This window comes from Massilia sp. BSC265 (assembly GCF_000740675.1).
GTDB lineage: Bacteria > Pseudomonadota > Gammaproteobacteria > Burkholderiales > Burkholderiaceae_D > Telluria.
Genome location: NZ_JPXI01000039.1, coordinates 151,402 through 163,183, shown reverse-complemented (window position 1 = coordinate 163,183; position 11,782 = coordinate 151,402). Strand labels below are relative to the sequence as shown.

At 65.2% G+C, this 11,782-nt stretch carries 11 protein-coding genes and 2 tRNA genes; 12 read left to right on the top strand and 1 reads right to left on the bottom strand.

The genetic code is table 11. The features are described from left to right. Window positions 1-83 precede the first annotated feature (83 nt). On the top strand, window positions 84-563 hold the full coding sequence (gene greA / locus MA09_RS19620) for a transcription elongation factor GreA (protein WP_036252231.1): 480 nt from the start codon (window positions 84-86) through the stop codon (window positions 561-563). Then, window positions 563-1,057: a DUF4149 domain-containing protein gene (locus MA09_RS19615; protein ID WP_051933619.1), complete on the top strand. Its 495-nt coding sequence runs from the start codon at window positions 563-565 to the stop codon at window positions 1,055-1,057. Before greA ends, MA09_RS19615 begins: the two co-directional genes overlap by 1 nt. A gap of 69 nt (window positions 1,058-1,126) precedes the next feature. Here the strand turns inward: MA09_RS19615 and yhbY are convergent, their stop codons facing one another. Further along, on the bottom strand, window positions 1,127-1,597 hold the full coding sequence (gene yhbY / locus MA09_RS19610) for a ribosome assembly RNA-binding protein YhbY (protein ID WP_036252228.1): 471 nt from the start codon (window positions 1,595-1,597) through the stop codon (window positions 1,127-1,129). 42 nt (window positions 1,598-1,639) lie between these two features. Between yhbY and MA09_RS19605 the strand changes: the two genes are divergently transcribed. The 10 genes from MA09_RS19605 to MA09_RS19560 all read left to right on the top strand — a co-directional run bounded on the left by MA09_RS19605 (window position 1,640) and on the right by MA09_RS19560 (window position 11,737). After that, on the top strand, window positions 1,640-2,287 hold the full coding sequence (locus MA09_RS19605; protein ID WP_036252226.1) for an RlmE family RNA methyltransferase: 648 nt from the start codon (window positions 1,640-1,642) through the stop codon (window positions 2,285-2,287). A 216-nt stretch (window positions 2,288-2,503) separates the two neighbouring features. Beyond that, window positions 2,504-4,387: an ATP-dependent zinc metalloprotease FtsH gene (gene ftsH, locus MA09_RS19600; protein WP_036252223.1), complete on the top strand. Its 1,884-nt coding sequence runs from the start codon at window positions 2,504-2,506 to the stop codon at window positions 4,385-4,387. A 108-nt stretch (window positions 4,388-4,495) separates the two neighbouring features. Beyond that, entirely contained in the window at window positions 4,496-5,344 is an 849-nt protein-coding gene (gene folP / locus MA09_RS19595; RefSeq protein ID WP_036252221.1) for a dihydropteroate synthase, read from the top strand. A gap of 44 nt (window positions 5,345-5,388) precedes the next feature. Beyond that, window positions 5,389-6,729, top strand: coding sequence for a phosphoglucosamine mutase (glmM, locus tag MA09_RS19590; RefSeq protein ID WP_036252220.1), 1,341 nt, complete (start codon window positions 5,389-5,391; stop codon window positions 6,727-6,729). Window positions 6,730-6,801: 72 nt separating this feature from the next. Next, a tRNA-Pro gene (locus MA09_RS19585) sits at window positions 6,802-6,878 on the top strand. An 81-nt stretch (window positions 6,879-6,959) separates the two neighbouring features. Further along, window positions 6,960-7,036 (top strand) — tRNA-Arg (locus tag MA09_RS19580). Window positions 7,037-7,162: 126 nt separating this feature from the next. After that, window positions 7,163-7,504, top strand: a complete 342-nt coding sequence (locus tag MA09_RS19575) for a DUF5710 domain-containing protein (protein WP_036252474.1) — start codon at window positions 7,163-7,165, stop codon at window positions 7,502-7,504. A 104-nt stretch (window positions 7,505-7,608) separates the two neighbouring features. Then, window positions 7,609-8,595 carry an MBL fold metallo-hydrolase gene (locus MA09_RS19570; protein ID WP_081897703.1) on the top strand — a complete coding sequence of 329 codons (987 nt, stop codon included), beginning with the start codon at window positions 7,609-7,611 and terminating at the stop codon, window positions 8,593-8,595. 119 nt (window positions 8,596-8,714) lie between these two features. Next, entirely contained in the window at window positions 8,715-10,490 is a 1,776-nt protein-coding gene (locus tag MA09_RS23840; protein WP_081897702.1) for a TonB family protein, read from the top strand. Between the two features lie 158 nt (window positions 10,491-10,648). After that, window positions 10,649-11,737: a polysaccharide biosynthesis/export family protein gene (locus tag MA09_RS19560; protein WP_229440786.1), complete on the top strand. Its 1,089-nt coding sequence runs from the start codon at window positions 10,649-10,651 to the stop codon at window positions 11,735-11,737. The last annotated feature ends 45 nt before the right edge of the window (window positions 11,738-11,782 follow it).

Below are 11,782 nucleotides of genomic sequence, written 5' to 3'. Positions count from 1 at the left end.
ACCACAGAGCTCGCGCGGCTAGCGTCGCGCGCCTCTGTGGTTTTCACTTGGTACGTCCTTATCACGAAACAACGTAGAGCGACATGAACACTACCGTACCACTGACCAAATACGGCGCCGAACTCCTGAAGGAAGAGCTGCACCAGCTCAAGACCAAGGAGCGCCGTAGCGTGATCGACGCGATCGCTGAAGCGCGCTCGCACGGCGACCTGTCCGAAAATGCCGAATACGATGCCGCCAAGGAGCGCCAGGCCTTCATCGAAGGCCGCATCGCGGAGCTCGAGGGCAAGCTGAGCGCCGCCCAGATCATCGATCCGGCCACGCTGGATGCGGAAGGCCGCGTCGTCTTCGCCTCGACCGTCGACCTGGAAGACCTGGAAAGCGGCCAGAAGGTGAGCTACCAGATCGTCGGCATCGACGAAGCCGACATCAAGCTGAACAAGGTGTCGGTGACCTCTCCGATCGCCCGCGCCCTGATCGGCAAGTACGCCGGCGACGTGGTGGAAGTGCAGGCCCCGTCGGGTCCGCGCGAATACGAAATCCTCGAAGTCCGCTACGTCTGATGCCGGACCCCCGCACTGCCGACCTGCCGCGATCCGTGGGCCCGGCCGGCAGGCGCCTGGCCGCTGCCCGGCTGCTGGTGGCGGTACTGTGGGCGGGAGCGCTCTGGGCCCTCGGCTACATCGCGGCGCCCGCGGTGTTCGCGGCCGTGCCCAGCACGGTGGCGGGCGACGTGGTTGCCGGCCTCCTGGACCGCCTGGGCTGGGTATCGCTTGCCTGCGCAGCCGCGATACTGCTGCTGGTGCGGCTGTCGCCGGACCTCGATACCGGGCGCCGGCGCTCCCTGAACCTGCTGGTGCTGGCGATGCTGGCCTGTGCGCTGGTGATGTGGTCCGGGCTGCAGCCGGCCATGGCGCAGATGCGCGAACTGGCCGGGCCAGACGGGGTGAGGGCGTCGCCGTACTGGACCCAGTTTGCGGTCATGCATGGCGTGTCGCAGTTGTTCCACGTCATCGAAAGCGTGCTGGCGGCGCTGCTGGTGCTCAAGAGCCGCTAATCCGTCCACGACCATGACGACGGGCGAAAAAAAACCGGGTTGCCCCGGTTTTGCCTTGCGCGGCCCGCATCACTTATTCAGTGCATTCTTCTTGGTGGAAGCCTGGCGCGGCTTGGCCCGCTTGATGTTGCCGCCCGCCGTCACGCGCTCGTTCCCTTTCAGCATGACCTTGGTGACGCTCGGCTTTTTGGTGCCGCTGGCGCTGGCCTTGACGATGGTGACTTCGCGCATGCCCTTGCCGGCCTTGCTGCTGCGTTCCTTGACGGCTTCCTTTTTCGGACGGTAGAGCACCAGCAGCTTGCCGATGTGCTGGACAGGCGCCGCGTCGAGTTCTTCGCAGATCTGTTCATACATGGCGATGCGGGCTTCGCGGTCGTCGCCGAACACGCGCACCTTGATCAGGCCGTGCGCGTCCAGGCTGGAAGCGATTTCCTTCATGACCGATTCGGTCAGGCCGGATTCGCCGATCATGACGACTGGGTTGAGTCCGTGGGCCTCGGCGCGCAGGGCGCTGCGCTCGGCCGGAGTGAGTTTAAGCATAATAATTTTTGGAAGTACCTTTAAAAGCAGTATTCTACGCGAATGGCCAAGAACAAATTAAACAAAAACTGGTTGCACGACCATATTAACGACCCGTACGTCAAACTCGCCCAGAAAGAGGGCTACCGGGCCCGGGCGGCCTACAAGCTCAAGGAAATCGACGAAAGCGAAAAGCTGATCAAGCCGGGCCAGGTCATTGTCGACCTCGGCTGTACGCCGGGCAGTTGGGCCCAGTACACCCGGCGCAAGCTGGCCGGCGCGGACGGCGGCGGCATCCACGGCACCATCATCGGGCTCGACATGTTGCCGATGGAGCCGATTGCCGACGTCCAGACCATCCTGGGCGACTTCCGCGAAGAGGACGTGCTGGGCCAGCTCGACGCGCTGCTGCAAGGGCGCAAGGCCGACCTGGTGCTGTCCGACATGGCACCGAACCTGTCGGGCATTCCGACCGCGGATGCGGCGCGAATGGAACACCTGATTGACCTCGCCATTGAGTTTTCTCAAATGCACATGAAGCCGGGCGGGGCATTGCTCGTGAAGTGCTTCAAAGATATGGGGTTTACTCAGATACTGGAAAAGTTCAGAACCGAATTCAAGACGGTCAAGCAGGTCAAACCCAAGGCAAGCCGGGACAAATCATCTGAAATTTTCTTGCTTGGGCGTGGTCTGAAGAATCCAGCAGCGTAAAATTTACCGCGAACGCTGCCTTGCCCTTGATATTCGGCGCAGCAACCGCACATCAGCCGCGTGAGGCTCGCTGCGCAAACGCTTGCGTAGCCAGTCTGGCATGAAAAAATGGCATTTCAGCACTATTGCTTACGTTGCGTGGCGGCGTCGGCTTATTGCGGTTAAAATCGACATACTGAAATCGGTAGAGATGCAATCCGCATCGGAGGAGTTTTCGTGAATAATATGTTTTCCAAATCCGCCATCTGGGTGGTCGTTGCGCTGCTGTTGTTCATGCTGTTCAAGCAGTTCGACAACCACAGCGTCGCCGGCGGCAGCAAGACCATCGCTTATTCCGAGCTTCTCGATGAGGTGAAGGCGCGTCGCATCAAGGACGTCGTGATCGAAGGCTCGAACATTACGGCGACCCGCCAGGACGACACCAAGGTCCGCGCCACCGCGACCATCCTCGACCGCGGCCTGATCGGCGACCTGCGCGAGAACGGCGTGCGCTTCGACGTGAAGCCGCCGGAGGAGCCGTCCTTCCTGCAGCAGGTCTTCATTTCCTGGTTCCCGATGCTGCTCCTGATCGGCGTGTGGGTGTTCTTCATGCGACAGATGCAGGGCGGCGGCAAGGGCGGTGCGTTCTCCTTCGGCAAGTCGAAGGCGCGCATGCTCGATGAGACCAACAACACCGTCACCTTCGCCGACGTCGCCGGCTGCGACGAAGCGAAGGAAGAAGTCTCGGAAATCGTCGACTTCCTGAAAGACCCGACCAAGTTCCAGAAGCTGGGCGGCCGTATCCCGCGCGGCGTGCTGATGGTCGGTCCTCCGGGTACCGGCAAGACCCTGCTGGCACGCGCCATCGCCGGCGAAGCCAAGGTTCCGTTCTTCTCGATCTCCGGTTCGGACTTCGTCGAGATGTTTGTCGGCGTCGGTGCGTCGCGTGTTCGCGACATGTTCGAGAACGCCAAGAAGCATTCGCCGTGCATCATCTTCATCGACGAGATCGACGCCGTTGGCCGTCACCGCGGCGCCGGCATGGGCGGCGGCAACGACGAGCGCGAGCAGACCCTGAACCAGCTGCTGGTCGAGATGGACGGCTTCGAAGCCTCCTCGGGCGTCATCGTGATCGCCGCGACCAACCGCGCCGACGTGCTGGACAAGGCGCTGCTGCGTCCGGGCCGTTTCGACCGCCAGGTGATGGTGGGCCTGCCGGACATCCGCGGCCGCGAGCAGATCCTGAACGTGCACATGCGCAAGGTGCCGATCGGTACCGACGTCAAGGCCGACATCCTGGCGCGCGGCACCCCGGGCTTCTCGGGCGCCGACCTGGCCAACCTGGTCAACGAGGCAGCGCTATTCGCTGCACGCCGCAGCAAGCGCCTGGTCGAGATGATCGACTTCGAAGACGCCAAGGACAAGATCTACATGGGTCCGGAGCGCAAGTCGATGGTCATGCGCGAGGAAGAGCGCCGCAACACGGCCTACCACGAGTCCGGCCACGCGGTCATCGCCAAGCTCTTGCCCAAGGCCGACCCGGTGCACAAGGTCACGATCATGCCGCGCGGCTACGCCCTCGGCCTGACCTGGCAGCTGCCCGAGCACGATGCGCTGTCCGGTTACAAGGACAAGATGCTGGAAGAGATCTCGATCCTGTTCGGCGGCCGTATTGCTGAAGAGATCTTTGTTGGCCAGATGTCGACCGGCGCCTCGAACGACTTCGCCCGTGCGACCAAGCTGGCGCGTTCGATGGTCACCCGCTTCGGCATGTCCGAGAGCATGGGTGTGATGGTCTACGAAGACAGCGAGAACGAAGGCTTCTTCGGCGGCGCCACCAAGACCATCTCGGAAGCGACGCAGCAAAAGGTCGACGCCGAGATCCGCAATATCCTCGACACGCAGTACGCCCTGGCGCGCCGCCTGTTAGAGGAGAACCGCGACAAGGTCGAGATGATGACCAAGGCGCTGCTCGACTGGGAAACCATCGACGCCGACCAGATCAACGACATCATGGCTGGCCGCGAGCCGCGCCAACCGAAGACCGGCCTGCTGACCAAGCGCAACCCGCCGAGCGATAGCGGTGGCGGCGTGGCACCGAACGCCACGGCGCCTGCCTGATGCGCGGCTTGATTCCTGGCTTGATCGCCTGATCCACCTCCACAAAAGGCATCCATCCGGATGCCTTTTGCTCGTTAACACCTGCCTGCCCGCCGTTTTCGTCACCGTATGCCCAAGAATCTGCAATGCGGCCAGTACAGCTTCGCGCTGGAAGGCCCAGCCTCCACCCATCCGGTCGTGATGGGCATCCTGAACGTCACCCCCGATTCCTTTTCCGACGGCGGCCGCTACCAGGGGCTCGAGTTCGCGCTCTCGCATGCCGAGGAAATGATCCGCGACGGCGCCACCATGATCGACGTCGGCGGCGAATCGACGCGGCCGGGCTCGCCCAGCGTGCCGCTGGCCGAAGAACTGGCGCGCGTGATGCCGACCCTGTATGCGCTGCGCACGCTCGATGTGGCGCTATCGGTGGATACCTGCAAGCCGGAAGTCATGCGTGAGGCGATCATTGCGGGCGCGGACATGATCAACGACATCAACGGCTTCCGCGCGCCCGGCGCCATCGAGGCGGTGCGGGACAGCGACTGCGGGCTGTGCGTGATGCACATGCAAGCCACGCCGCAGACCATGCAGCAAGCCCCGGCCTACCTTGACGTCGTGGGTGAGGTGATCGACTTCCTCAGGGAGCGCGTGGACACCCTGGAGCGCGCCGGCATCGGACGCGAACGCATCTGCATCGACCCGGGCTTCGGCTTCGGCAAGACGGTCGAGCACAACTACGCGCTGCTGCGCCACCTGGGCCGCATCCGTGACGAGGTCGGCCTGCCGGTGCTGGCGGGGCTGTCGCGCAAGTCGATGGTCGGCGCCGTGACCGGCCGGCCAGTCGAGGGGCGCGTGGCCGGCAGCATCGGCGGGGCATTGGCTGCGGTAGCACATGGCGCTAGAATTGTGCGTGTGCATGATGTAGCGGAGACGGTGGATGCCCTAAAGGTATGGCTCGCCGGAACTCAAACGTAACAAGCAAACTTAACAGCAAGATAAATTCGGGAAAGAGAATAAGAATGGCACGGAAATATTTCGGTACGGATGGTGTTCGCGGCCTCGTCGGGGTCGCGCCGATTACCCCCGAATTCGTCATGCGCCTCGGCTATGCCGCCGGCACGGTGCTGGCCAAGGGCGCGAAATCGAGCAGCGGCCGTCCGGTCGTCCTGATCGGCAAGGACACCCGTATCTCGGGCTACATGCTGGAAGCTGCGCTGGAAGCGGGCTTCTCCGCCGCCGGCGTGGACGTGATGCTGGCGGGCCCGATGCCGACCCCGGCCATTGCCTACCTGACCCGTGCGCTGCGCCTGCAGGCCGGCGTCGTGATCTCGGCTTCGCACAATCCTTTCCAGGACAACGGCATCAAGTTCTTCTCGCAGCACGGCACCAAGCTGCCGGACGCGGTGGAGCTGGAAATCGAGGAAGCGATCGACCAGCCGATGGGCTGCGTTGCATCGGACAAGCTGGGCCGCGCCACCCGCCTGCGCGACGCCCAGGGCCGCTACATCGAGTTCTGCAAGAGCACGTTCCCGAACGAGCTCGACCTGCGCGGCCTGAAGATCGTGGTCGACAGCGCCCACGGCGCCGCCTACAACATCGCCCCGCACGTCTTCCACGAACTCGGCGCCGAAGTCGTCTCGATCGGCGCATCCCCGGACGGTTTCAACATCAACGCCGGCGTCGGCGCGACTGCGCCGAAAGCGCTGTCGGAAGCGGTGGTGGACAACAAGGCCGACCTCGGCATCGCGCTGGACGGCGACGCCGACCGCCTGATCATGGTCGACGCCACCGGCCGCGTCTACAACGGCGACGAGCTGCTCTACCTGATGGTGCGCGACCGCATGTCGACCGGTCCGGTAGCGGGCGCCGTCGGCACCCTGATGACCAACATGGCGCTGGAAGTCGCGTTCAAGCAGATGGGTGTCGGCTTCGCGCGCGCCAAGGTCGGCGACCGCTACGTGCTGGAAGTCATGCAGGAGCGCGGCTGGCTGTTCGGCGGCGAGAGCTCGGGCCACCTGCTGGCCCTGGACAAGCACACCACCGGCGACGGCATCGTGTCGGCGCTGCAGGTGCTGTCGGCACTCAAGCGCAGCGGCAAGTCACTGGCCGAGTGCTGCAGCGAACTGAAGCTGTATCCGCAGACCCTGATCAACAAGAAGGTCAAGCCGGGCTTCGACTGGACCCACGATGCGGCCCTGGTGGCAGAGAAGGATGCGGTCGAGCGTGAGCTGGGCGATGCGGGCCGGGTCCTTATCCGTGCCTCGGGCACCGAACCTTTGATCCGCGTCATGGTCGAGGCCAAGGAGGCCGATGTAGCCGAAAACATGGCACGCCGTATCGCCGACAAGCTGGCTGCCTGAGCGCCAGCGCCTCGGTAAATGGGAGCGCCAATTTGACGCGCCCCCGTTGCGGGAGTATCATCAGTCCCAAATCGGAGTGTAGCGCAGCCCGGTAGCGCACCTGGTTTGGGACCAGGGGGTCCAAGGTTCGAATCCTTGTACTCCGACCAAAGCTTCCTCCGCGGGCTGTCGTTCGACAGCCCGTTTCATTTACGGTGGTCCTGCAACCCGGCTTGCACACCGTCGTCAATCTGCCCATAGCTCAGTTGGATAGAGCATCAGCCTTCTAAGCTGAGGGTCGCTGGTTCGAACCCAGCTGGGCAGGCCATCCCTTGCATGCGTGCTCCCGCAAGCTCAGGCGGCGTGGTGTTTTGCAATTACTGTCCCCTGCAGTAAGATCACGTTCCCGGGCGCCAATTCGCCGGCCTCGACCGATATTCTTTTTTTGGACCGCATGCTTTTCCTGAATGTTCCCTATGCCGAGAAGGATGAAGCGAAGGCGCTCGGCGCCCGCTGGAATCCCACCAAACGCCGCTGGTATGTTCCCGACGGCGTCGCCACCGCCGCCTTTGCCAAATGGGCCGGGCAGGGCGCTGATGGCCCTGCAGGCGGCACAGTAGCAACTGGCGGACGCGTCGACAGTTACCAAGGCAAGACGGTAACCGGCACCAACTACGTCGCGCTCGCCCACGATTGCAATCCCTTCGAGCCTTGTGCGCAGTGCACGGCAGCCTTGTCCGGCACCGAATGGCTGAAGGCGCGCCAGCACCTGGCGGGGCTGGTCGCCAAGCTGTAAGCTTCTGCGGGCTCGTATAGGCAAGCGGACGCCGTCCGCAGCGCTGCCGTGTTAACGTTCCGGCAGCGCACGCCGTCCCGGGGTGCGCGCTTCCGGAGACGACCATGCCGTTCGCTCGACTGTTCCAGCATCCGCTCTTTTGCGTCCGCCTGTCGATCCTGCTCGCCGCGCTCTGTGCCACGGTTCCGGCTGCCCATGCCGACGCGACCGCCACGCCGGCCCAGGGCGAAACCTTCAGGCTGCAGCTGGCGGCGGATGGCGCCGCAGCGCCAAGTGCCCAGGATGCAAATGCCGGCACGGTGCAGTTCATCGGCACGGCCACGGTCATCATCCGCTTCCAGGGCCTTACCATCCTCACCGATCCCAACTTCCTGCACAAGGGCGACCACGTCCACCTCGGCTATGGCCTGACCTCGGAACGCAGGACCAACCCGGCCATCAAGTTCGAGCAACTGCCGCCGATCGACCTGGTCGTGCTGTCGCACTTCCATGGCGACCATTTCGACCAGCTGGTGCAGGAAAAGCTGAATCGCGCCACACCCATCGTCACCACCAAGGAAGGCGGCGAACGGCTCAAGCGCCACGGATTCACGCGTACCTTCGGCCTGAGCTCCTGGGACCGCCTCGAGGTCAGCAAGGGCGCTTCGCGCCTGCGCGTGACCGCCACGCCGGGACGCCATGGCCCGGCCGGCGTGGCGGTGCTGCTGCCCAAGGTGATGGGTTCGGTGCTCGATTTCGGCGCCAATCCGGACGTGCCGGACTATCGCATGTACATCAGCGGCGACACCCTGGTCTACGACGACATCCGCGCCATTCCCCAGCGCTTCCCGAACATCGACCTGGCGCTGCTGCACCTGGGCGGCACCCGCATCCTCGGCGTGCTCAAGGTCACGATGGACGGCAAGGACGGCGTGCACATGATGCAGGTGGTGCGCCCGAAGAAGACCGTACCGATCCACTACAACGACTACGACGTGTTCAAGTCGCCGCTCGAAGACTTCGCGCGCGAGGTCAAGGCAGCCGGCCTGGAAAAGGACGTCATCTACCTCGCACACGGAGAAACCTACACGTTCAGCCGGGTACAGCGTTAGCGGAAGGGGGCGGGGTGGGCAGGCCGGCGACGCGACCTGCTTCAATCGTGCGCGTCTCGCCTCACTGCTGAGTAAACGCTATGATGCCAGCCTGACAATAATCGCTTCCCAGCCACGGCATGTCCCGAGCGCAAGACTCCAGCCCGAACGATCCCCTTGTGCAGCGCGACCGGCGGCTCGTCACCGGCATTGCGGTATCGGCGCTGCTGCATGGCCTGCTGTTGTCGCTACAGTTCGGCATCCCTGGTGTCGACGCCGGTTTCGGCGGACCGATCCAGGTCACATTGGCGCCTTCGACACCGGCGCCGCCACCTCTGCCCGAGGCGCTTCCCGCGCCACGGCCGGAACCGCCGGCCGCGCCGCCGTTCCTGGCGCCCGTAGCGCCGGCTGCGCATCCGCCTCCTGCCACGGGTTTGCGCATGATCGACCCGCATCCCCAGCCAGCGTCACCGGTGCAGACGGCGCAGGCGGCGAAACCCAAGCCAAGGCCCAAACCGGCGCGCCGCAAGCCGCCGAAGTTGGGTACGCCGCCGGCGCCGCCCCTGATCGCGTCGACGCAGGAGGACGCTGCCTTCGCGGTGGCGCCGCCGCCGCTGCCCGAGATCGAGCCGGGGCAGCAGCCCGGCGCGCTCGATGCCGAACCCGACACCAGCCCGGAGCCGGATGAGACGGCGATCGCGGCGCGTGCCGAGCAGCAGGCTGAACAGGAAGCCGAGCGCCGGCGCGAGGACGCGGCGGCGGCAACGGCCCGCATCGCCGCCGCCGAGGAGCAGCAGCGCCGGGACGCCGACGCCGAGCGCCTGCTGCGCGATGAGCAGGAGCGGCTTGCAGCACAGCGCGAACGCGAGCTGCTGGACCAGCGCGCGGCCGCGCAGGTGGAAGAACAACGGCGGGCGGAACAGCAGCTGGCAGAACAGCAGCTGGCACAGCAACGCCTGCAGGAGCAACTGCTGGCCGAGCGCCGCCAGGCGGAACAGTTGGCAGCCGAACAACGGCAAGCGGAACTGCTCGCAGCCGAACGCACGCGGATCGCGCGGCAGCAGCTGGAAGAGCGACAGCGTGCCGACGCCGAGCAGCAGCGCCTGGCACAGCTGCGCGAGCGGGAAGAAGCGCTGGCCCAGTCCGAGCGGCAACGCGCCGCCGAGCGCCTTGCCGCCGAGCGGCTCGCGGGGGAAGAACTCGCGCGCCGCCAGGCCGAAACACGCGAGCGGCAGCGGGTCGAGGAACTGGCGCAGCGCCAGGCCGCCGAGGAAGCGGCGCGCCGGCTGGCGGAGGAGCGCGCCCGTTCGGAACGGCAGGCGCCTGAGCGTGCCGAGGGGGAAGGGCGGCGTATCGCTGCCGGACCGCTGCCGGGTGCGCCTGGTCCGGGCAAGGACAGTCCCGGCCCTGGCGGCGCGGGAAGCGGACCCGGGGAAGGTAGGATGCCGGCCGGCAGCGTCCCGGGCAGTGCCATGGGCACCCGCGCCCGTGACATGCTGCGCGGCCTGAGCATCCCGAACGTGGCGCCGCCGTCACGGCCTGAAGATGCAGCCGGGTCGCGCCGGGTGCTGGCCGACGGCGCCGAGCGCGACGTCCCGTTGCGCCTGTATGTCGACAGCGTGCGCCAGAAGCTGGAACGCACCGCGGTGCTCGGGGGCGCCCGGTTTTCGCTGCGCGAGGTGCGGATCGACCCCCTGGTCAGCCTGACGCTGCGCAGCGACGGCAGCGTCGACGACGTGACCATCGTGCGCTCGAGCGGCCGCGCCGACATGGACGATGCGGTGCGCCGCTTCGTCCAGCTCAATGCCCGTTACGCCGCTTTCCCCCCGAACGTCGCGGCACGCTTCGACATCATCGAAATCCGCCGCGTATGGCGCTTTACCGACGGTCTTAAATTACTGGAGGAAATTCGCTGAGCCGTTGCGCAGCCTCTGTTTGATCAGCTACAAAGCCAAGCCTGATAGACACCGTACGCTGGACTGATCCGTTCAAGTACGACATCTATTTTTGATAGGCAACAATCATGGCTGCGATTTGTTCAGTTGCAATATCGGGTTGCCGGACCCTGGTACTGGTGCCAGTGCTGGTCCTGACCCTCTCCATCTTCCTGCCGGGTTGCACCACCGGCGTCCAGTTCGCCGGGAACGGCAAGGACGGCAGCAGCGATGCACCGCCCACCGAGCTGATCACCGAACAGCTGATCGAAAACGAGCGCCGTACGCTGGCCGAGCAGTCCCGGCAGGACCTCACGCCGCTCATCGTGTCCAACCCGGCCCCCTACACCATCGGCCAGGGCGACGTGCTGTCGATCGTCGTGTGGGACCATCCCGAGCTTGCCGGCAGCGGCATGACTGCGGCCACCGCCGCCGTCGACAGCGGCACGGCGCCGCCCAGCGCGGTCCAGCCCGGCTTTGCCGTGGATCATATGGGGCGCATCCAGTTTCCCCTGATCGGCCTGTTGCAGGTCGAAGGGCTGACCGAAGAGCAGGCCAGGGCGCTGCTGACCAAGAAGCTGGCGCGCTACATCGCCCAGCCCAGCCTCACGCTGCGCGTCCAGTCCTACCGCAGCAAGCGGGTCTATATCGATGGCGAGGTCAAGGCGCCCGGCCTGCAGGCCATCAACGACATTCCCATGACCCTGGTCGAAGCGCTGAACCGTGCCGGCGGCATGCTGCCCAGCGCGGACCAGAGCCGCATCATGATCGAACGCGGGCCGAGCCGCTACATGATCAATTTGCGCGAGCTGGTGCAGAAAGGCGTCAACCCGGGCACAGTGCTGCTCAAGCATGGCGACGTGGTGCGCGTCCATTCGCGCGACGAAAGCAAGGTCTTCGTGTCCGGCGAGGTCGTCCAGCCGCGCGCGCTCACCATGCACAACGGCCGCCTGACCCTGAATGAGGCGCTCGGGGAGAGCGGCGGCGTCAGCCCCCTGAGCGGCGATGCGCGCCAGATCTACGTGGTGCGCAAGACCCAGGAAAGGACCCGCGTGTTCCAGCTCGATGCACGCGTGAGCGGCGCGCTGGCGATGGCCGAATCTTTCGAGCTGCGGCCGAAGGACGTCGTCTACGTCGCCGCCTCGCCGCTGGCCAACTGGAACCGCCACCTGAGCCTGCTGTTCCCTGGCGCACTGACCAACGCGGTCGGTGTAACGACCCGCCCCTGAACATGTCACCGAGCATGTCCACTAGCTCCCTGAGCGAGGCCCGCT

Excerpts from the sequence above, each read along its gene's own strand:
- greA (WP_036252231.1), top strand. The coding sequence starts at position 84 with ATGAACACTACCGTACCACTGACCAAATACGGCGCCGAACTCCTGAAG.
- MA09_RS19615 (WP_051933619.1), top strand. The coding sequence starts at position 563 with ATGCCGGACCCCCGCACTGCCGACCTGCCGCGATCCGTGGGCCCGGCC.
- yhbY (WP_036252228.1), bottom strand. The coding sequence starts at position 1,597 with ATGCTTAAACTCACTCCGGCCGAGCGCAGCGCCCTGCGCGCCGAGGCC.
- MA09_RS19605 (WP_036252226.1), top strand. The coding sequence starts at position 1,640 with ATGGCCAAGAACAAATTAAACAAAAACTGGTTGCACGACCATATTAAC.
- folP (WP_036252221.1), top strand. The coding sequence starts at position 4,496 with ATGCCCAAGAATCTGCAATGCGGCCAGTACAGCTTCGCGCTGGAAGGC.
- glmM (WP_036252220.1), top strand. The coding sequence starts at position 5,389 with ATGGCACGGAAATATTTCGGTACGGATGGTGTTCGCGGCCTCGTCGGG.
- MA09_RS19575 (WP_036252474.1), top strand. The coding sequence starts at position 7,163 with ATGCTTTTCCTGAATGTTCCCTATGCCGAGAAGGATGAAGCGAAGGCG.
- MA09_RS19570 (WP_081897703.1), top strand. The coding sequence starts at position 7,609 with ATGCCGTTCGCTCGACTGTTCCAGCATCCGCTCTTTTGCGTCCGCCTG.
- MA09_RS23840 (WP_081897702.1), top strand. The coding sequence starts at position 8,715 with ATGTCCCGAGCGCAAGACTCCAGCCCGAACGATCCCCTTGTGCAGCGC.